The 19,621-nt window shown below is 68.1% G+C and carries 18 protein-coding genes; 4 read left to right on the top strand and 14 right to left on the bottom strand.

All coding sequences use genetic code 11. The features are described 5' to 3' along the window. Nucleotides 1-19 precede the first annotated feature (19 nt). The 14 genes from ftsY to G6N53_RS14495 form a co-directional block, all read right to left on the bottom strand. Nucleotides 20-1,399, bottom strand: a complete 1,380-nt coding sequence (gene ftsY / locus G6N53_RS14560) for a signal recognition particle-docking protein FtsY (RefSeq protein WP_163889422.1) — start codon at nucleotides 1,397-1,399, stop codon at nucleotides 20-22. Between the two features lie 48 nt (nucleotides 1,400-1,447). Next, nucleotides 1,448-5,032, bottom strand: a complete 3,585-nt coding sequence (gene smc / locus G6N53_RS14555) for a chromosome segregation protein SMC (protein WP_163889420.1) — start codon at nucleotides 5,030-5,032, stop codon at nucleotides 1,448-1,450. A gap of 26 nt (nucleotides 5,033-5,058) precedes the next feature. Then, complete coding sequence (locus G6N53_RS14550) at nucleotides 5,059-5,343, bottom strand: acylphosphatase (RefSeq protein WP_163889418.1); 285 nt, start codon at nucleotides 5,341-5,343, stop codon at nucleotides 5,059-5,061. Next, nucleotides 5,327-5,743: an OsmC family protein gene (locus G6N53_RS14545; RefSeq protein ID WP_163889416.1), complete on the bottom strand. Its 417-nt coding sequence runs from the start codon at nucleotides 5,741-5,743 to the stop codon at nucleotides 5,327-5,329. The genes G6N53_RS14550 and G6N53_RS14545 overlap by 17 nt, the downstream gene beginning before the upstream one ends. Nucleotides 5,744-5,803: 60 nt before the next feature. Continuing rightward, the gene (mutM, locus tag G6N53_RS14540) at nucleotides 5,804-6,664 is read right to left on the bottom strand and encodes a bifunctional DNA-formamidopyrimidine glycosylase/DNA-(apurinic or apyrimidinic site) lyase (RefSeq protein ID WP_163889414.1); all 861 of its coding nucleotides are present in this window, start codon (nucleotides 6,662-6,664) and stop codon (nucleotides 5,804-5,806) included. 5 nt (nucleotides 6,665-6,669) lie between these two features. Next, the gene (gene rnc, locus G6N53_RS14535) at nucleotides 6,670-7,362 is read right to left on the bottom strand and encodes a ribonuclease III (protein ID WP_163889412.1); all 693 of its coding nucleotides are present in this window, start codon (nucleotides 7,360-7,362) and stop codon (nucleotides 6,670-6,672) included. Continuing rightward, nucleotides 7,359-7,970 carry a YceD family protein gene (locus tag G6N53_RS14530; protein WP_163889410.1) on the bottom strand — a complete coding sequence of 204 codons (612 nt, stop codon included), beginning with the start codon at nucleotides 7,968-7,970 and terminating at the stop codon, nucleotides 7,359-7,361. Before G6N53_RS14530 ends, rnc begins: the two co-directional genes overlap by 4 nt. Nucleotides 7,971-8,000: 30 nt before the next feature. Then, nucleotides 8,001-8,738, bottom strand: a complete 738-nt coding sequence (gene sepIVA, locus G6N53_RS14525; RefSeq protein WP_163889408.1) for a cell division protein SepIVA — start codon at nucleotides 8,736-8,738, stop codon at nucleotides 8,001-8,003. A 111-nt stretch (nucleotides 8,739-8,849) separates the two neighbouring features. Further along, the gene (coaD, locus tag G6N53_RS14520) at nucleotides 8,850-9,329 is read right to left on the bottom strand and encodes a pantetheine-phosphate adenylyltransferase (RefSeq protein WP_163889406.1); all 480 of its coding nucleotides are present in this window, start codon (nucleotides 9,327-9,329) and stop codon (nucleotides 8,850-8,852) included. 36 nt (nucleotides 9,330-9,365) lie between these two features. Then, nucleotides 9,366-9,932, bottom strand: a complete 567-nt coding sequence (rsmD, locus tag G6N53_RS14515) for a 16S rRNA (guanine(966)-N(2))-methyltransferase RsmD (protein ID WP_163895896.1) — start codon at nucleotides 9,930-9,932, stop codon at nucleotides 9,366-9,368. Next, nucleotides 9,929-13,357 carry a pyruvate carboxylase gene (locus G6N53_RS14510; protein ID WP_163889404.1) on the bottom strand — a complete coding sequence of 1,143 codons (3,429 nt, stop codon included), beginning with the start codon at nucleotides 13,355-13,357 and terminating at the stop codon, nucleotides 9,929-9,931. The genes rsmD and G6N53_RS14510 overlap by 4 nt, the downstream gene beginning before the upstream one ends. 30 nt (nucleotides 13,358-13,387) lie before the next feature. Further along, nucleotides 13,388-14,026, bottom strand: coding sequence for a vitamin K epoxide reductase family protein (locus G6N53_RS14505; RefSeq protein WP_163889402.1), 639 nt, complete (start codon nucleotides 14,024-14,026; stop codon nucleotides 13,388-13,390). Then, nucleotides 14,023-14,778 (bottom strand): DsbA family protein, encoded by a 756-nt coding sequence (locus G6N53_RS14500; protein ID WP_163889400.1) that lies wholly within the window; start codon nucleotides 14,776-14,778, stop codon nucleotides 14,023-14,025. Before G6N53_RS14500 ends, G6N53_RS14505 begins: the two co-directional genes overlap by 4 nt. 32 nt (nucleotides 14,779-14,810) lie before the next feature. Next, complete coding sequence (locus tag G6N53_RS14495; RefSeq protein ID WP_163889398.1) at nucleotides 14,811-15,938, bottom strand: alpha/beta hydrolase; 1,128 nt, start codon at nucleotides 15,936-15,938, stop codon at nucleotides 14,811-14,813. Nucleotides 15,939-16,152: 214 nt separating this feature from the next. Here G6N53_RS14495 and G6N53_RS14490 point away from each other — a divergent pair, with 214 nt between their 5' ends. From G6N53_RS14490 to G6N53_RS14475, 4 genes are all read left to right on the top strand, one after another. Next, entirely contained in the window at nucleotides 16,153-16,992 is an 840-nt protein-coding gene (locus tag G6N53_RS14490; RefSeq protein ID WP_163889396.1) for an aldo/keto reductase, read from the top strand. A 39-nt stretch (nucleotides 16,993-17,031) separates the two neighbouring features. Continuing rightward, nucleotides 17,032-17,586 carry a hypothetical protein gene (locus tag G6N53_RS14485; RefSeq protein WP_163889394.1) on the top strand — a complete coding sequence of 185 codons (555 nt, stop codon included), beginning with the start codon at nucleotides 17,032-17,034 and terminating at the stop codon, nucleotides 17,584-17,586. Between the two features lie 197 nt (nucleotides 17,587-17,783). After that, on the top strand, nucleotides 17,784-18,314 hold the full coding sequence (locus G6N53_RS14480) for a copper chaperone PCu(A)C (protein WP_163895894.1): 531 nt from the start codon (nucleotides 17,784-17,786) through the stop codon (nucleotides 18,312-18,314). After that, nucleotides 18,301-19,527, top strand: coding sequence for a Dyp-type peroxidase (locus G6N53_RS14475; RefSeq protein WP_163889391.1), 1,227 nt, complete (start codon nucleotides 18,301-18,303; stop codon nucleotides 19,525-19,527). The genes G6N53_RS14480 and G6N53_RS14475 overlap by 14 nt, the downstream gene beginning before the upstream one ends. Nucleotides 19,528-19,621: the final 94 nt, after the last annotated feature.

The raw sequence follows: 19,621 nt of genomic DNA, 5'->3' as shown, positions 1-19,621 counted from the left end.
ACGAGCGTTTCGGGAACCACTACCCCAGCAGCGCGTCGACAAATGCGGCCGGTTCGAACGGCGCAAGATCGTCGGGCCCCTCGCCGAGACCTACCAGCTTGACCGGCACTCCGAGCTCCTGCTGGACGCGGAAGACGATGCCGCCCTTCGCTGTGCCGTCCAGCTTGGTCAGTACGACGCCGGTGATGTCGACCACCTCGGCGAAGACCCGCGCCTGGGGCAGGCTGTTCTGCCCGATCGTCGCATCCAGGACCAGCAGGACTTCGTCGACGACGGCGCGGCGCCCCACCACCCGTTTCACCTTGCCCAGCTCGTCCATCAACCCGGTCTTGGTGTGCAGTCGGCCTGCCGTGTCGATCACCACGACATCGGCGCCCGAGGTGATCCCCATGTCGACGGCATCAAACGCCACCGACGCCGGATCGGCGCCCTCGGGGCCGCGCACCACCTGTGCACCGACCCGGGAGGCCCATGCCTGCAGCTGATCGGCTGCCGCCGCGCGGAACGTGTCCGCCGCGGCGAGCACGACGCGCCGGCCGTCGGCGACTAGCACCCGGGCCAGCTTGCCGACGGTCGTGGTCTTGCCTGTCCCGTTGACCCCGACGACCAGCAGCACCGACGGCTTGTCGTCGTGCGGCAGCGCCCGGATCGAGCGGTCCAGGTCGGGTTGCAACGCCGAGATCAGCACCTCGCGCAGCACCGCCCTGGCGTCGGCCTCGGTACGCACCCTGTTGCTGGCCATCTTCGACCGCAACGCGGTGACGACCGACTCGGTGACGACGGGGCCGAGGTCGGCGATCAGCAGGGTGTCCTCGACCTCCTCCCAGGAGTCCTCGTCGAGGTCGCCGCCACCCAGCAGGCCCAGCATGCTCTTGCCGAGGGTGTTCTGGGACTTCGCGAGCCGGCCGCGCAGCCGATCCAGCCGCCCCTCGGTGGGCGCGATGTCCTCGACGTCAGGTGCGGTGACCTCAGGTGCGGTGACGGTCGGCGGCGCGGGCTCGTCAGCGACCTCGGGCGCCTCGGCGGGGGCCGCCGGTGGCGCCGGCGGCGCGGGGGGCTCGGGCAACGTGACGTCGGCGATCGGACGCTTGGGAGCGTCACGCGGGATTGTGGCGTCGTCGCCGACCGCAGGTGAGCCGGTGGTGTCGATGGGGGCGGGGTGCTCCGGAGCAGCAGGACCGGGCTCCTCCCGCGGGACCGGCGGCGCGTCGGCGGGCGCCGAGGCGGTGAACGTGATGCCCGAGGATGCGCTGTAACCCCCCGAACGGTCGACGGGAGTGGCGGTGTCCGGGGCCTTGAGGCTGATCCGACGTCGGCGGTACCGGAGCAGCCCGACCACAAGCGCAGCGACCAGCAGAACAGCGATGACCGCGATCGCGATCCAGAGACCCTCAGACACCACGCCATTGTCGCAGGGAAGGTAATCGGTGCTGCCGGACCCCGGCGGTCAGGAAGGACTGGCCACGAGCTCCTGGCCGCGCATCCGCTGCGAGATCACCGTGGTGATGCCGTCGTTGCGCATCGTCACGCCGTAGAGGGCGTCGGCGATCTCCATCGTCGGCTTCTGGTGGGTGATGACGATGAGCTGGGATACTTCGCGCAGCTGTTCGAACAGGCTGATCAACCGGCGCAGGTTGACGTCGTCGAGTGCGGCCTCGACCTCGTCCATCACATAGAACGGCGACGGGCGGGCCCGGAAGATCGCCACCAGCATCGCCACCGCCGTCAGCGACTTCTCCCCGCCGGACAGTAGCGAGAGCCGCTTGATCTTCTTTCCGGGCGGCCGGGCCTCGACCTCGATCCCGGTGGTCAGCATGTTGTCGGGGTCGGTCAGCAGCAGTCTGCCCTCACCGCCGGGGAACAACGTCGAGAACACTTGGGCGAACTCACGTTCGACGTCGGCATACGCCTCGGCGAAGACCTGCAGAATGCGGCTGTCGACATCGGCGATCACGTCGAGGAGATCCTTGCGGGCCGCCTTGACATCCTCGAGTTGGGTGGACAGGAAGTTGTAGCGCTCCTCCAGCGCCGCGAACTCCTCCAGCGCGAGCGGGTTGACCCTGCCCAGCTCGTTGAGTTCACGTTCGGCTCGCTTGGCTCGCCGCTCCTGGGTGGCCCGGTCGAACGGCATCGGCGTCGGCGCGGTGACCTGCTCACCGCGTTCACGCGCCTGCTCGTACTCGGCCATCTCGAGTTCCGTCGGAGGCAACGCGACGCTGGGACCGTACTCGGCGACGAGGTCGGCGACCGCCATTCCGAACTGCTCGAGGACCTGCTGTTCGAGTTGTTCGATGCGCAGTGCCGCTTGGGCTTTGGCCACCTCGTCGCGGTGCAGCGAATCGGTGAGTGTGGTGATCCTGGCGGTGAGTTCGTTGACCTCCTCGCGCGTCTTCGTCAGCGCGCCAGCCCGGACCTGACGCTCGGCGGCCACCTCGTCGCGAATCCGCGACGCCACGCCCACCGCCGTACTCAGCCGCGCGGCGACCAGTCGTCCAGTCTCGGCAACAGCGGCCGCCACCGCTGCGGCGTGCACCCGAGCCTCTCGGGCCCGGCGGGCACGGACCCGCGCCTCGCGTTCTGCGTTCGCCGCCCGTCGCAATGAATCCGCGCGCCCCCGAACGGCATTCGCGCGTTCCTCGGCGGTGCGCACCGTCAACCGGGCCTCCACCTCCGCCGAACGTGCCGCCTCCGCGGCGGCAGTCCACTCCTGGCGGTTGACGGGCTCGGCCTCGAACATCGGTTCCTGTTGGGCGTTGTGCAGCCGATCCTCGAGCGCGGCGAGCTCGGAAACCGTGCGACTGCGCCCCGCCTCCAGCTCGTCGCGCTGGCTGATCAGGCGCTGCCACTCGTCGTCGGCGGCGCGGGCTTCCTGACCCAGCCGGCCCAGCTGCTCATAGATCGCCGAGATCGCGGCGTCGGACTCGTTGAGTGCTGCCAACGCCTGTTCGGCGGCATCCTGGCGGGATGACTGCTCAGCCAGCGCACCGGACAGGGCAGCCGACAGCTCACCGACCTGCCGCTCGGCGTCGGCGAGCTCTGCCCGGGCCTTGTCCACTTGAGCGGTGATCTCCAGTGTGCTCGGCCTGCGGTCGGAACCGCCGCTGACCCAGCCGGCTCCGACCAGGTCGCCCTCAGCGGTCGCCGCACGCAGTTGCGGTTGTGCGGCAACAAGTTCCATGGCGGTCGCGAGATTGTCGACCACCGCCACCCCGGCGAGCATCGCGGCCACTGCGGCGCGCACCCGCGGGGCGGCATCGATGACGTCCACCGCCCACACCGCGCCCTCGGGCAGCTGACCTGTCAGGGGCACCGGTTGCGCGGGCCAGTCACCCAGCACGATGGCGGCCCGCCCTCCGTCGGAGTGCTTGAGCGCAGCCACGGCGTCGCGGGCAGCGCCGAAGCTCTCCGCCGCGACGGCGTCGGCCGCGGCGCCGAGCACTGCGGCAACCGCCGACTCGTGGCCGGACTGCACCTTGACCAGGTTGGCGATCGACCCGAAAAGCTCTGCCCCACGGTTCTCTTGGAGCCACGCTGCGCCGTCCTTGCGGTCCAGCCCGACCGACAACGCGTCGATGCGCGCCTGCAGGGACGCCACCTGGCGTTCGGCGGCGCGCTCACCGGCCTGCAGCTCAGCCACCCGCTCGTCGGCCAGCCGCAGCGCAGCCACGGTCCGGTCGTGATGGTCGTCGAGCCCGACCTCGCCGGCGTCGAGCTCACTCACCCGGGTCTGCACGGTCTCGAACTCCGCCTGGGCCTGCTGGGCGCGTGCGGCGGCCTCGTCGATGCTTGTGGTCAGCCGGGCGACGGTCTCATCGATGGACTCGACCCGGGTGCGCATGGTGTCGACCTGTCCGGAGAGCCGGGCCAACCCCTCCCGCCGGTCGGCCTCGGCACGGGCGGCGGCGAGATGGGCCCGCTCGGCTTCGGCGGCCACCTGTTCCCGCTCGGCCAGCTCGGCGCGGGTCGCTTCCAGACGTTCCCGCGATTCGGCCAGTTCCTCGAGGAGCTGCCTTTCCTGCTCGGCCACCTCCTCGGCCTGGGCCTCGAGCTCGTCGGGATCCGGGCCACCCGACATCTCGGGCTCGGCGTCGAGGTGCTGCGCACGCTCACTGGCGATGCGGACCGTCGCGCTGACCCGCTCGGCCAGCGCCGAAAGCCGGAACCACCGCTGCTGCGCGGAATCGGCGCGCTCGCTGAGTTCCTCGACAGCGGACTCGTGGGCCTCGAGCTCGACCGCGCGGACTTCCAGCCGCGCGGTCAGCTCGTCGTGCTCGCGGCGCAGCGTCGTCTCGGCCTGGTTGGTGTCGTCGAACTCGGCCTTGCGGGCGACAAGGTCGTCGGCCGCCAGCCGCAGCCGCGCGTCGCGGAGGTCGGCCTGGATCGTCTGGGCCCGCCGCGCCATCTCTGCTTGGCGGCCCAGCGGCTTGAGCTGACGGCGCAGTTCGGTGGTCAGATCGGTCAGCCGCGCCAGGTTCGCCGACATCGAGTCGAGCTTGCGGACCGCCTTCTCCTTGCGTTTGCGGTGCTTGAGGACGCCCGCGGCCTCCTCGATGAACGCGCGTCGGTCCTCCGGACGCGACTCGAGGATCTCGGAGAGCTTGCCCTGGCCGACGATGACGTGCATCTCCCGGCCGATGCCGGAGTCGCTGAGCAGCTCCTGGACGTCCATCAATCGACAACTGCTGCCGTTGATCTCGTACTCGCCTGCGCCGTCACGGAACATCCTTCGGGTGATGGACACCTCGGAGTACTCGATGGGTAGCGCGTTGTCGGAGTTGTCGATGGTCAACGTCACCTCGGCGCGTCCCAGCGGCGCCCGCGAGGACGTGCCGGCGAAGATGACGTCTTCCATCTTCCCGCCGCGCAACGTCTTGGCGCCCTGCTCCCCCATCACCCAGGTCAGCGCGTCGACGACGTTGGACTTCCCGGAGCCGTTGGGCCCGACGACACAGGTGATGCCCGGCTCGAAGCGCAGAGTCGTCGGCGAGGCGAAGGACTTGAAGCCCTTCAGCGTCAGACTCTTGAGATGCATGTCGTCAGACCCTACCGCCGAGCAGGTCAGCGCTCGGTGAAGCCCGGGAACGCGTCGGCGGGTTCGGACCAGTCGGAGACCACCTTGTCGACCTGGCCGGGGGTTTTGCCGCTCTGGAGCAGTTCCAGGAGGCGTTCGCAGGCGTCCCGGGAGCCCTGGGCGACCACCTGTACCCGCCCGTCCGGGCGGTTCGAGGCATACCCGGTCAGGCCCAACTCGAGCGCCCGAGACCTCGTCCACCAGCGAAAGCCCACGCCCTGGACGGACCCGTGCACCCAGGCGGTCAGCCGGACCTCAGCTGCTGCCGACATCTTTGACCCCAAACGTCACTTTGGTACCGGACTTCAGCGTTCGTCCCACCGTGCACACCTGGTCGATCGCGCGTTCCACCACGGTCAGCAACCGCGTGACATCGTCGTCGGACAGCTCCGACAGGTCGACCTCCAGCGACTCTTCCAGCAGCGGGTAGCGCTCCTGCTCGCGGTCGGCAGGCCCGGACACCCTGATCGTGGCCCGGTAGTCGTCGCCGAGGCGCCGGCGCAACGGCTGGTCGCTGGAGAGCCCGCTGCACGCGGCCAGCGCGATCTTCATGAGCTCCCCGGGCGTGAAGGCGCCCTCGACGTCCTCGGAGGCGACGAGGACCTCGGCACCGCGCGTGCTGCGCCCGGTGTAGCGACGCACCCCGGTGCGTTCCACCCATAGTTCGGTCATGGCTCATTTCTACAACGTCCGCCGCAACGGTATTCCAGGCGCTGGGAGCGGGCCGCGACACTAGGCGCGTGGACGAGGCTGGCACCTCGGGCAGTAGAACGACGACCGGTTCATGAACTTCTCCCGCCGCATCACCGCTCCGCAGCGCCGGCACGGTTCACCCGCACGGCCGTAGGCATCCAGCGACCGGTCGAAGTACCCGGACTCGCCGTTGACGTTCACATAGAGCGAGTCGAACGACGTGCCGCCCTCGTCCAGGGCGTCTGTCATCACCGCGGCGGCGGCATCGAGCAACTCGGCGAGCTTGCGCCGCGGCAAGCCCGAGGCCAGCCGGGCCCCGTTGACCTTGGCCCGCCACAGTGCCTCGTCGGCGTAGATGTTGCCGACGCCCGACACCACGGCCTGGTTCAACAGCTGACGCTTGATCTCGGAGTGCTTGTGGCGCAACACCGTGACGACGGAGTCGCGATCGAACCGCGGATCGAGCGGGTCGCGGGCGATGTGCGCAACCGGCATCGGCACGTCGGTCCCGTCGACGGTGACCATCTCGGCGATCATCCAGCCCCCGAAGGTGCGCTGGTCGACGAAGCTGAGCGTGGTGCCGTCGTCGAGCAGCGCGGCGATGCGCAGATGGTTGTCGTTGGGCACGTCGCCCAGCAACATCTGCCCGCTCATCCCAAGGTGCACGACGAGCGCGCTGCTCGATTCGACTGTGTCCCCCAGCGTGAGCCACAGGTACTTGCCCCGGCGTCCGGTCCCGGTGATCGCGGAGCCGAGCAGCCTGGCGGTCAGGTCGGCGGGCCCGGCCTCGTGCCTGCGCACGGCGCGGGGGTGGTGCACCCGGACCGCGGTGATGGTCCGGTCGGTGACGCGCTGGGCCAGCCCCCGCCGGACGACCTCGACCTCGGGGAGTTCAGGCATCGGATTCAGGCACTGTCGAGGGCGTTCCACGCCGCCGCGGCGGCCTTGAGTTCGGCCTCTTTCTTGGTGCGGCCGATCCCCCTGCCGTACTCGCGCTCGGCGACCACCACCGTCGCGGTGAACTCCTTGTCGTGATCCGGCCCGGTGGACGTCACGAGGTAGGAAGGCACCCCCAGGCCACGGGACGCGGTCAACTCCTGCAGGCTGCTCTTCCAATCCAGGCCCGCGCCCAGGGTCGGGGCGGTGTCGAGGAGGTTGCCGAACAACCGCAGGATGACCTCCCGCACGACCGACGCTCCGTGCTCGAGATAGATTGCGCCGAGCAGAGATTCGACGCCGTCCGCGAGAATGCTGGACTTGTCGGCGCCGCCGGAGTTCTCCTCGCCCTTGCCGAGCAGCAGGTAAGAACCCAGACCGACCTCGGTGAGATCACGACCGACGTCGGCCAGGGCGTGGGTGTTGACGATGCTGGCGCGCAACTTCGCCAGATCACCTTCCGAGCGGTCCGGGTGCCGGTGATAGAGCTCCTCGGTGATCGTCAGGCCGAGCACCGAGTCCCCGAGGAACTCCAAACGTTCGTTGGTGGGCAGCCCGCCGTTCTCGTAGGAGTAGCTGCGGTGCGTCAGCGCGATGGTGAGCAACTCCTCGGGCAGATCAACCCCCAGCGCCTTGAGCAGCAGCGCGCGGTCGACCGTCACGACTGGTCTCCGCCCCGCTCGCCGGGCTCGGCCGTCTGCTCGCGCAGCTCGGCCAGCTTCGCCCATCGCGGATCGATCTGCTCGTGACGGTGGCCGGGCTCGGCGGTGGCCAGCGGCACACCGCACTGCTGGCACAACCCTTCACAGTCCGGGCCGCAGACCGGCGAAAACGGCAGCGCCAGACCCACCGCGTCGATGATCGGCTGCTCGAGATCCACCGTGTCGGCACCGCCGTCGCGGCCGACACGCGCGACCTCGTCGGCGTCGGTGGTCTCGTCGGTCGCGCTGTCGGGATAGGCGAACAACTCGGTCAGATCGATCTCGACCTCACCGGTGATCGGCTGCAGGCAGCGCGCGCACTCGCCCGCCGTCGGCGCCGACACGGTGCCGGTGACCAGCACGCCCTCGGACACCGCCTCCAGACGCAGGTCCAACTCCAGCGGCGCATCCTTCTCGACCGCGAGCAACTGCAGGCCCATGCGCGACGGACTCGGGACGGTGGTCTCCAGGGTCACCATCGAGCCGGGTCTGCGGCCGAGCCGCGAGATGTTGATCACCAGAGGTGATCGAGATCCTCGGCGCGCGGCCGCGTTCGCATGCGTCGGCATGCACGTATCGTACGTTCAGCCGTCCACGGGTCAGCGTGCCGCGTAGTCGTGCGTTCCGGCCGCGGTGCGCAGTTGGTGGCGGCCCCGGCCGACGGAGCGCAACGTGCCGTTGAGGAAGTCCTCGAACTCGGCGAGCTTGCTGTCGACGTAGATGTCGCACTCCCCGCGCAGTCGGTCCGCCTCCGCGTGCGCGGAGTCGATCAGCCGGGTGGCCTCGCCGGTGGCCGTTGCGACGATCTCGGTCTGCGACACCAGCCGCTGCTGCTCCTTGATGCCTTCCTGAACCGCCTTCTCGTAGGTCAGGTTGCCACTCTCGATGAGCCGGTCGGCTTCGGACTTGGCCCGCCCGGTGGTGGCCTCGTACTCACGCTTGGCGGTCGCCGCGATCCGGTTGGCCTCCTCGCGGGCCTCGCCCACCATGCGCTCGCTGTGCTGACGCGCCTCGGCGACCATGCGGTCGGCCTGCGACTTCGCGTCCGCCAGCAACCGGTCAGCCTCTGCCCTGGCGTGGTTGACCATCGAATCGGCCTCGGCGTTGGCCGTGGACACGGTCGCCTCCGCGTGGTCCTTGGCCTCGCGCAGCAACGAGTCGCGGGCATCCAGCACGTCCTGCGCGTCGTCGAGTTCGCCGGGGATCGCATCCTTGATGTCGTCGATCAGCTCCAGGACGTCACCGCGAGGCACCACACAACCCGCCGTCATCGGCACGCCGCGGGCCTCTTCGACGATTCCACCCAATTCATCGAGTGCTTCAAAAACTCGGTACACGGCAACACCCTCCAGGCGTAGTTGACAGTGACCAGTGTGCCTGGTGTTACGCCTGTGACTCCGCTACCGGCACCGGTGTGTCGTTACCAATTGCTTGTGCCCAGCATTATGTCAATTTCCTGCGAGCTTGGCCTGCACCCGCGCGTTCACCGGCTCCGGCAGCAGCGCCGAGACGTCGCCGCCCAGCATCGCGACCTCTTTCGCCAGCGAGGACGACACGAAGGAGTACTGCGGGTTGGTGGCGACGAAGAACGTGTCGACCCCGGCGATGTGCTTGTTCATCTGTGCCATCTGCAGCTCGTACTCGAAGTCGGTGCCCGTGCGCAGACCTTTGACGATCGCCGTCATCCCCCTGGCCTTGACGAAGTCGACGACGAGCCCCTGCCCCGACTCCGCGCGCACGTTCGGCAGATGGGCTGTCGACTCCTCGATCAGCGCGATCCGTTCCTCGACGCTGAACATGCCCTTCTTGTTCGGGTTGACGAGCACCGCGATCACCAGTTCGTCGAACTGCGCCGACGCCCGCTCGAAGACGTCGATGTGACCCAGGGTCACCGGGTCGAAGGATCCCGGGCACACCGCTCCACTCATGGAGATCGACGCTAGCAGCCCGACCGCCCGGCCAGCTCAGTCGTGTTCGGCGAGCTCGATCCGGGTGTCCCCGTAGCGCCGGGCACCCCACGTCGTCCACCCGTCCGGCCAGGTGATCTCCGGCCCCGAGGCCGAGCGCTCCACCACCGCCACCGTGCCCGGCATCGTCCACCCGCCACGCGCGAGGGCGGCGAGCATCGCGCCGACCTCGGTCTCACCCAGCCCATACGGCGGGTCGGCCAGCACCAGATGCACCGGCCGGGTGGTGCCGGCATCCAGTACCGCCGCCACCGAGCCTCGGCGCACCGACGCCCCCTCGACGCCCAACGTCGTGATGTTCTTCGTGATCACCGCCGCCGCCCGGGAGTCGGACTCCACGAACAGCGCCGACGCGGCGCCTCGCGACAAAGCCTCCAGGCCCAGCGCCCCCGAACCGGCAAACAGGTCGAGCACGTCGAGTCCGGCGAAATCGATCCGCGCGGCCAGCAGGTTGAACAGCGACTCGCGGACCCGGTCGGTCGTCGGACGGGTACCCTGCCCGGACTTGTGCTGCGGCACCGATATTCGGCGTCCCCCGAGGGCGCCGGCAACGATGCGGGTCAGGTTGATCCCCCGGTCGCATCGCTCCTGCCCGCCGAACCCACCACCACGAGCAGGTCTCCCCCTTCGACCTGCGCGGTGGCCGACACCGCGACGCGGGTGACGCTGCCCGCCTTGGGCGCGGTGATGGCGGCCTCCATCTTCATCGCCTCGATCGTGGCGATGGTCTGACCCGCCTCCACCGCGTCGCCCTCGGCGATGTTGACGGTCACCACGCCCGCGAACGGGGCCGCGACGTGATCGGGGTTGTTGCGGTCGGCCTTCTCGGCGGCGGGCACCTCGCTGGCCACGCTGCGGTCCCGGACGACGACCGGCCGCAACTGGCCGTTGATGATGCACATCACCGTGCGCATGCCGCGTTCGTCGGGATCGGAGATCGCCTCGAGCCCGATGAGCAGCTCGACGCCGCGCTCCAGCTTGACCCGGTGCTCGTCACCGTGGCGCAGCCCGTAGAGGAACTGGTTCGCCGACAGGCTCGAGGTGTCCCCGTACAGTTCCCGGTGGGCCTCGAATTCCTTTGTCGGACCAGGGAACAGCAACCTGTTCAGGGTGGCCTGACGCGTGGTCCCCGCCTGGCCCAGCGCCTCGGAGTCCTCGGCGGTGAGGTCGACCACCGGCTTGGCGGGGGCACGCCCGGCCAGCGCCTTACTGCGCAGCGGCTCCGGCCAGCCACCAGGGGGGTCTCCCAACTCACCGCGCAGGAACCCGATGACCGAGTCCGGAATGTCGAATTTGTCCGGCTCGGCGGCGAATTCGTCGGCCGTGATGCCGGCGCCGACGAGCGCCAGCGCGAGATCACCCACCACCTTCGACGACGGCGTGACCTTGACCAGTCGACCCAGGATCCGATCGGCGCCCGCGTAGGCGGCCTCGATCTCCTCGAAGCGGTCGCCGAGGCCCAGCGCGATCGCCTGGGTACGCAGGTTGGAGAGCTGTCCACCCGGGATCTCGTGGCGGTACACCCGCCCCGTGGGTGCAGGGAGGCCGGACTCGAACGGCGCGTACACCTTTCGGAGCGCTTCCCAGTAGGGCTCCAGGTCGCACACCGCGGACAGCGACAGCCCGGTGTCGTATTCGGTGTGCGCCGTCGCCGCGACGATGGAGCTCAGCGCGGGCTGACTCGTGGTGCCCGCCAAGGGCGCCGAGGCGCCGTCGACGGCGCTGGCGCCGGCCTGCCAGGCGGCCAGATAGGTGGCCAGTTGCCCGCCCGGGGTGTCGTGGGTGTGGACGTGCACCGGCAGGTCGAACCGGCTGCGCAGCGCACTGACCAGCATCGCCGCCGCCTGCGGCCGCAGCAGACCCGCCATGTCCTTGATCGCCAGCACATGCGCCCCGGCGTCGACGATCTGCTCGGCGAGCTTGAGGTAGTAGTCCAGGGTGTAGAGGTTCTCGCCGGGGTCGGACAGGTCCCCGGTGTAGGACATCGCGACTTCGGCGACGGCGGTGCCGGTTTCGCGCACCGCGTCGATCGCCGGACGCATCGAGTCCACGTTGTTCAGAGCGTCGAAGATCCGGTAGATGTCGATACCCACCTCGGTCGCCTCCTGCACGAAGGCGTGGGTGACCGTCTCCGGGTAGGGGGTGTAACCCACCGTGTTGCGACCCCTCAGCAGCATCTGCAGGCAGATGTTGGGCACCGCTTCGCGCAGCGCGGCCAACCGTTCCCACGGATCCTCCTTGAGGAAGCGCAGGGCCACGTCGTAGGTGGCACCGCCCCAGCACTCGATGGACAGCAGTTGCGGGGTGAGCCGCGCGATGTGGGGCGCCACCATCAACAGTCCGGAGGTGCGAACCCGGGTGGCCAGCAGGGACTGGTGCGCGTCGCGGAACGTCGTGTCGGTGACGCCGACGGACTTCGACTCCCGCATCCACCGGGCGAAACCTTCTGGCCCCACCTCGGAGAGCAGGTGCTTGCTGCCGCGCGGCGGCATCGTGTCGAGGTCGACCTGCGGCAGCTTGTCGTGCGGATACACCGACGACAGCCTGGGTCCGTGCGGCTGGTTGACGGTGACATCGGCCAGGTAGTTGAGGATCTTGGTGCCGCGGTCGGCGGGCGAGCGTGCGGTCAGCAGGTAGGGGCGTTCGTCGATGAACGAGGTGGTGACCCGGCCGGCCCGGAAGTCGGGATCGTCGATGACCGCCTGCAGGAACGGGATGTTCGTCGACACCCCGCGCACCCGGAACTCCGCCAACGCCCGGTAGGCACGTGCCACCGCCGACCCGAAATCACGGCCCCGGCATGTGAGCTTGACCAGCATCGAATCGAAATGCGCGCCGATCTCCCCGCCCAGCACGGCGCCGCCGTCCAGGCGGATGCCTGCGCCTCCCGGGGAGCGGTATGCGGTGATTCGGCCGGTGTCGGGCCGGAACCCGTTCGTCGGGTCCTCGGTGGTGATCCGGCACTGCATCGCAGCACCTCGAATGACCAGCGACTCCTGGCTCAGTCCCAGGTCCGCCAGCGTCTCCCCCGACGCGATGCGCAACTGGCTGCCGACCAGGTCGACGTCGGTGATCTCCTCGGTGACGGTGTGCTCCACCTGGATCCGCGGGTTGCACTCGATGAACACGTGGTGCCCACGTTCGTCGAGCAGGAACTCCACGGTGCCCGCACAGGTGTAGTCGATCTGGCGGGCGAACGCGACGGCGTCGTCGCAGATCTTCTGCCGCAGCTCCTCGGGCAGGTTCGGCGCGGGCGCCAGCTCGATGACCTTCTGATGGCGGCGCTGCACACTGCAGTCCCGTTCGAACAGATGCATCACGTTGCCGTCGTTGTCGGCGAGGATCTGCACCTCGATGTGACGTGGGTTCAGCACCGCTTGCTCGAGGTAGACGGTCGGGTCCCCGAACGCGGACTCGGCCTCGCGGCTGGCAGCCTCCACGGCTTCGGCCAGCGCAGCGCGGTCGGTGACCCGGCGCATGCCGCGGCCGCCGCCGCCGGACACCGCCTTGACGAACAGCGGGAACTCCATGTCGGTCGCGGCGGCCATCAGTTCGTCGACCGAAGCCGACGGGTCCGAGGACGCCAGCACCGGCAGCCCGGCCGCACGCGCCGCGGCGATCGCCCGGGCCTTGTTCCCCGTCAGCTCCAACACCCCGGAGGTGGGGCCGACGAACGTGATGCCCGCGGCGGCGCACTGCGCGGCCAGTTCCGGATTCTCCGACAGGAACCCGTAACCGGGGTAGACGGCGTCGGCTCCAGCCGCGGTGGCCACCCGGATGATCTCCTCGACCGACAGGTAGCCGCGAACCGGATGCCCGATCTCACCGATCTGGTAGGACTCGTCCGCCTTCAGTCGGTGCAGGGAATTGCGGTCCTCGTACGGATACACCGCGACGGTCGCGATGCCCAGTTCGTACGCGGCGCGAAACGCGCGGATTGCGATTTCGCCGCGATTGGCCACGAGGACTTTGGAGATCCGACCGGTCACGGTTCACCTTAACCTCATCGGGGGCGCCGATCAGATGAGAGTCGACCAGTAGTTCCAGAATCGCTCGAGAATCAGCAGGGTCACCGCGGTGAACCACAGCGCCACCAGCGACCACCGCCACGTGTAGAGGGTCCTGACCACCGCGGAGCCGCTGTGCTGCGGCTGCGTCGCGATCGACACGGCCACCACCAGCAGCGGGATCGTCACGGCCCACACCACCATGCAGTAGGGGCACAACGCGCCGATCCGGTACAGGCTCTGGAAGATCAGCCAGTGCACGAACACGGTGCCCAGCAGCGTGCCACCGGCCAGACCGGCCCAGTACCAGCGCGGCAGCGCCACCTTGGCCAGCGCCAGCACGCCCGTGACCACCACCACGCTGAACGACACGATGCCGATCAGCGGGTTGGGGAAGCCGAGCAGCGACGCCTGCGGGGTGATCATCACCGAGCCACAGGACAGGACCGGGTTGATGCTGCAGGAAGGGACGTAGTCGGGATTGATCAGCAGTTCGATCTTCTCGATCGTCAACGTCAGCGCCGATGCCAACCCGATGACCCCGGCGACCAGCACCCACAGGGCGCTGCTCCTGGCGACCGCGACGCCCGTCGGCTCGGCGTCCGACGAATCGGCTGCCGATGCCGCCGGGCCAGACGCCGTGACGGTCACGACGCCGGGGCGGGTGCGACCGCGTCGAGGGCGGGAACGTCTCCGACGATCTCCCTGATCTCGGCGACGAGCGCGTCCGGCGTGCTGGGCTGGTAGTCCTCGCCGTTGATGCGGATCGTCGGGGTGGACTGGACCTCGGTGGCCGCGGCCAGGCCGCTGACCATGTCGACGAAGGTGCCGTTGTTGATGCACTCGGGGACATTTCCGGCGGCGCCGGCCTGACGGGCGATCTCGACCAGTCGGGCGTTGTCCGGATAGTTGGTCCCGGTTTCGCTGGGCTGCTGGGCGTACAGGGCTGCATGGAAGCGGCGGAACGCCTCCTTCGACTCGGAGGCCACGCAGTAGGCGGCGCCGGCGGCTCGCGACGAATAGTTCTGGTTCTGCGGCCGATCCAGAATGCTCACCATGTAGTAGTCGGCGGCGATCGCTCCGGAATCGATGAGCTGGCTGATGGTGGGCCCGAACTGCTCCTCGAAGCTGCGGCACGCCGGGCACAGGAAGTCCTCGTAGAGCGACACCAGCGCCTTGGGCTCCTCGGTGCCATCCTTGGTGATCAGGCTGCTCGACTCCACCCTGATGGCTTCGGCCTCACCTGCGGTCGGCCTGTCCTCGGCGCCCATCACGATGTAGAGCACCAGGGCGACCGCGAACAACACCACGACGGAGGTCAGACCGATCTGGATGAACAGGTTGCGCTTACGGTCGGCTGCCTTCAGGTCGTAACGCGCGTTCTTCTTGGGTTTGGTGGCCACGGAAGACAGAGTACCGGCGTCCCCGGCGAGGATTAGCCCGCGCGGGTCAGATGCGCACGCATTGCAGAGATGAAGTCGGTGGTCGCGGTGGCGCTGGCTCCGCCGAGCGGGAAGAAGTTGGCGAACCCGTGCACGATCGATCCGTACTCGCGATAGTCAACGGCCACGCCCGCCCCGCGCATGGCCTCGGCGTAGTTCCTGCCCTCGTCGCGTAGCGGGTCGAACCCGGCGGTGACGACCAGGGCCGGCGGCAGCCCGGACAAATCCTCGGCAAGAAGAGGGGACACCCGCGGATCGGATCCTTCGACCTGCGCACCGTCGAGGAACCGGTTGTTGAACCAGTCGATGTCGTCGCTGGTGAGGAAGAAGCCCCGGGCGAACAGGGTCCGCGAGCGGGTCTGCGCGGTGTAGTCGGTCACCGGGTACAACAGCAGCTGTAACGCGGGCGGCGGCGATTTGTCGTCCCGGGCACGCAGGCACACCAGCGCGGCCAGGTTGGCCCCGGCGCTGTCTCCGCCCACCGCGACCCGCCCCGGATCGGCGCCGAGCTCGGCGGCGTGCTCGATGGCCCACAGGTATGCGGCGTAGGCGTCCTCGGCTCCGGCGGGCGCCTTGTGCTCGGGAGCCAACCGATAGTCGACTGACAGCACGTGGACCTGTCCGGCGCGGCAGATCTCGCGGCACAGATCATCGTGAGTGTCGATGCTCCCCATCACCTGGCCACCGCCGTGATAGAAGACCAGCAGCGGCGCGTCGGGCTGGTCGGTGCGGTAATGCCGCGCCTTGATCGGCCCGACGGCACCGGCCACCGCCAGATCGTTGACGGCAGATACCGGGATGCGTTGTCTGTAGCTGTCCGCGAGCAGCTCCAGCTGGGCGCGCGCGGCGACGAAGTCGTCGTCGCCGACCAATCCGTCAAGTCCCAGCGACTGCTGGCCGGTGAGCATCAGCTGCAGCGTGGTGTCGAGGGTGTTGCCGTCGAGGGTGATCGACCGGCCACCCAGCAGAACGCGCTTGACGCCGTCCGGGATGCTCGGCAATGCCCGCAGCGTCACCCCGGCGACCTTGTTGGCCAGTACGTCCCGGACACGGACCTTGCGGCTCGGACGCGTACCCGGGAATTCGGTGACGGGCGCCTGACCCGTCGCGCTCTGCGTCATGTCTGCTCCATCGGTTGGGGCAGACCTTACCGCCGGCGCCGAGTGAGACGGCCCACTACGGCGCACCAGGCGCAAAACTCCCGGGCAGGCGAATGATTAGGCGACTTACCGACACCGCAATATAGTCATCGGCGAAACCGTGTCCCCGGCCCGGATCCACATCGACGACCGGGGTTCCGGTGAACGAGCATTCCACTTCAGCAGGGCAGGTGACATGACCTCGGCGGCAGCGATTCCCACCGTCACACTCAACGACGACAACACGATGCCGGTGCTCGGCCTCGGTGTGGGCGAGTTGTCGGACTCCGAAACCGAAGCCTCGGTCCTGGCGGCGTTGGAGGCCGGCTACCGACTGATCGACACTGCAGCCGCCTACGGTAACGAAGCCGCGGTCGGACGGGCGATCTCCCAGTCCGGGGTCCCGCGCGACGAGCTGTTCGTCACCACCAAACTCGCCACCGAGGACCAGGGTTTCCAATCCTCGCAGAACGCCCTGAAGGCCAGCCTGGAGCGGCTCGGCCTCGAGTACGTGGACCTGTACCTCATCCACTGGCCCGCCATCGAACACGGCAAGTACGTCGACAGCTGGGGTGGCCTGATGAAGGCCAAGGAAGTCGGTGACACCCGCTCGATCGGTGTCTGCAACTTCAACGAGGGCCACCTCGACGACATCATCAACCTGTCGTTCTTCACCCCCGCGGTCAACCAGATCGAGCTGCACCCGCTGCTCAACCAGGCCGAACTGCGGACGATCAACGCCGGGTACGGGATCACCACCGAGGCCTACGGTCCGCTGGGCGTGGGCAACCTCCTCGACAATGCCGCGGTCACCGCGGTCGCCGAGGCACACGGCAAGACACCGGCTCAGGTGCTGGTCCGGTGGAGCCTGCAGTTGGGCAATGTCGTGATCCCACGCTCGTCGTCTCCGGAGCGAATCAGGTCCAACCTCGAGGTCTTCGATTTCGAGCTGACCGACGACCAGATGGCCACCCTCAACGGTCTCGACAACGGAACCAGATTCCGTCCGGACCCCGAGACCTACTCCGGAACCTGACCTACTAGTCCGTGTAGTAGTACGAGTAAGGTATCCCTCGTGGAATCGCCGACGTCACGGGCGCGCGGGTTGCGTGGCGCCCTGGTCGGCGTGGCCTCGTCGCTGATGACGATAGGTGCACACGCCGCCGCCGGCGGTGGCGTCCCTCTCGGCGGAGCCCTGGTCATCTCGCTTCTGGTCTGCGCCACGATCGGGACGGCAATCGGCTTCCTCCGGTTGGAAGGCCGCTCCGCTCGGTGGCTGGCGACCGCGGCTGCGCTGTGCGCTGCGCAGTTCTTGGGACACGTGGCCCTGGTGGCGACGGGCCACCACCATGCCGGCAGTGCGCTGGGCATGAGCCCATCGATGGCCGCCTCCCATATCGGGGCGGCCGTGGTCCTGGGTATGGCCATCACGGCCGCCGAGTACCTCTACGTGGTCTGTTCGTCGGTGCTCTGCTGGCTACGCCTGTTCGCGCTGCGTGCGCCGCGACCGGCGATCCGGACCGTCCGACGGACGACGAACATCCTTGCCGTACGACCGGTTTTCACCACCGGGCTGGGTATGCGCGCTCCCCCCACGATTGATTGCCACCGCATAACAGCGGTTCCCTGACTCGCGAACCCGCGCTGCAGAACTGCGGCAGCTGGGCTTCGTCCGCTACCTGATCGCGCGCTATTGCCGCGCCGGCGGTCGCGCGCTCTTCCTCCACTGTTGCGCTGTGCTTTGCGGTTTCGAAGTCGTGAAACCGGATCTCGGCGCGATCCCACATCGTTTGCATCACTTTGCGAAAGAAGAATCCCTTGTCTGACATGAGAATCCGAGCTACCGTCGGCGCTTTCCTCGCCGCCGCGGCACTCACCGCTTCCGGATGTACGTTGTCATCGGAGCAACAGGATGCACCCATGGCCTCCTCCGTCACCATCACGGACCAATGGGCAAACTCCAGCGACGAAGAAATGGCCGCAGTATTCGGCACGATCACCAACGATGGACAGCAGGATGTCCGCATCGTGTCCGGTGACTCGCCACTTGCAGGCCGTGTTGAAGTGCATGAGGTCGTTTCCGGCTCCGCCGGCACCAAGACGATGCGCCCCAAAGCCGACGGAGTTGTCGTACCCGCAGGCGGGACACACGATCTGGTACCCGGGGGCGACCACCTGATGCTGATGGACCTCACGGAACCGCTGCAACCCGGCGCTGACGTCGCACTCGATGTGGTGTTCGAGGACGCTTCCACACTGCCGGTCACTGTTCAGATTCGCGATTTTCCTGGCGCAGACGAGGATTATCAGCCGAACAGCGATACCCACGCTGAAATGCCCCACCATGAACACGGCTGACGAACCTGCCCCGCGCCGACTGCCAGTCAATCGGCGGCGCCTCCTCACCGGAGGTGCCGCCGCATTGGCCGCAGGCGCCGCCATGACCCATGGCAGTGCCGGCCGTTCCGCAAGCTCGGCCAGCGAACCCTTCTCCGCTGCAGAGCCATTCAACGGTGTACATCAGGCCGGAGTAGCGACCATCCCGCAACGGCACGCAACATTCGTCGCGCTCGATCTCACTCCCCAATCAAGCAGAAACGCACGCGACACGCTCGCTGCAGTCCTCAAGTTGTGGACCGCCGATGCTTCACGACTCACCCAGGGTAGGCCGGCTCTTGCCGACACTGAGCCTGAACTCGCGGTCCAGCCTGCGCGTCTCACTGTCACCGTCGGGTTGGGGGCGAACGCCTTCGAGCGCATCGGTCTGACTCATCTGCTGCCGGAAGCAGCAGTTGAGTTACCTGCGTTCGCAACCGACCGCCTCGACCCAGGGTGGTGTGGCGGTGACATCCTGCTTCAGGTCTGTGCCGACGATCCCATTGTCGTGTCGCACGCCCTGCGAGTTCTGCTGAAGAACGTCAGAAGCATGACGCGGCAACGCTGGCGGCAGTCGGGTTTCCGCGGCGCACCCGGACCTGGTCGGCCCGGCGGCAGTATGCGCAATGTGATGGGGCAAGTGGACGGAACCGCAAATCTTCACGACGAGGCGGCGTTCGATCGGAACGTCTGGGACGACGGCGCCCAGCAGCAGTGGTTCGCCGGCGGAACCGTACTGGTTCTTCGGCGCATCCGCGCCGAAATGGACACCTGGGACGAACTCGACCGAACGAGCAAGGAGTTGACGATGGGGCGGCGTCTCGACACGGGCGCCCCGCTGACCGGCGAACGGGAGAACGACGTCCCCGATCTCACCGCGAGCCGCAATGGAATCCCGGTCATCCCGCCCAACGCTCATATCGCCCTGGCACGGCACCGCAACGATGAGGAACAGTTCTTGCGCCGGCCATACAACTACGACGATCCTCCGTCGGACGACGAAACCAGTGACAGTGGACTGATCTTCGCCTCATATCAGCGCGACCCCCGAAGACAGTTCATCCCAGTCCAACAACGGCTGGCCGACGCTGATGCCCTCAACCGCTGGGTGACGACGATCGGCTCGGCGACGTTCGCGATCCTGCCCGGCGTCGTGAAAGGCGAACACCTGGGCCAGAAGCTGCTCGCAACGTGACGAATGCACAGACACTCACGAGTTGGCGACCGAGGCGCACTGCCTGATCAGTTGCGTTGCACAACTGCACTTTCCATACCACCACGAGCGTGAA

Origin of the sequence: Mycolicibacterium hippocampi (genome assembly GCF_010723735.1) — a bacterium.
GTDB lineage: Bacteria > Actinomycetota > Actinomycetes > Mycobacteriales > Mycobacteriaceae > Mycobacterium > Mycobacterium hippocampi.
The sequence above is the reverse complement of the archived record's forward strand: the minus strand, read 5'-3'. Positions and strand labels throughout refer to the sequence as shown.

Coding starts and splice junctions, on each gene's coding strand:
- smc (WP_163889420.1), bottom strand. CDS start 5,032: ATGCATCTCAAGAGTCTGACGCTGAAGGGCTTCAAGTCCTTCGCCTCG.
- G6N53_RS14550 (WP_163889418.1), bottom strand. CDS start 5,343: ATGTCGGCAGCAGCTGAGGTCCGGCTGACCGCCTGGGTGCACGGGTCC.
- G6N53_RS14545 (WP_163889416.1), bottom strand. CDS start 5,743: ATGACCGAACTATGGGTGGAACGCACCGGGGTGCGTCGCTACACCGGG.
- mutM (WP_163889414.1), bottom strand. CDS start 6,664: ATGCCTGAACTCCCCGAGGTCGAGGTCGTCCGGCGGGGGCTGGCCCAG.
- G6N53_RS14530 (WP_163889410.1), bottom strand. CDS start 7,970: ATGCCGACGCATGCGAACGCGGCCGCGCGCCGAGGATCTCGATCACCT.
- coaD (WP_163889406.1), bottom strand. CDS start 9,329: ATGAGTGGAGCGGTGTGCCCGGGATCCTTCGACCCGGTGACCCTGGGT.
- G6N53_RS14495 (WP_163889398.1), bottom strand. CDS start 15,938: ATGACGCAGAGCGCGACGGGTCAGGCGCCCGTCACCGAATTCCCGGGT.
- G6N53_RS14490 (WP_163889396.1), top strand. CDS start 16,153: ATGACCTCGGCGGCAGCGATTCCCACCGTCACACTCAACGACGACAAC.
- G6N53_RS14480 (WP_163895894.1), top strand. CDS start 17,784: ATGAGAATCCGAGCTACCGTCGGCGCTTTCCTCGCCGCCGCGGCACTC.
- G6N53_RS14475 (WP_163889391.1), top strand. CDS start 18,301: ATGAACACGGCTGACGAACCTGCCCCGCGCCGACTGCCAGTCAATCGG.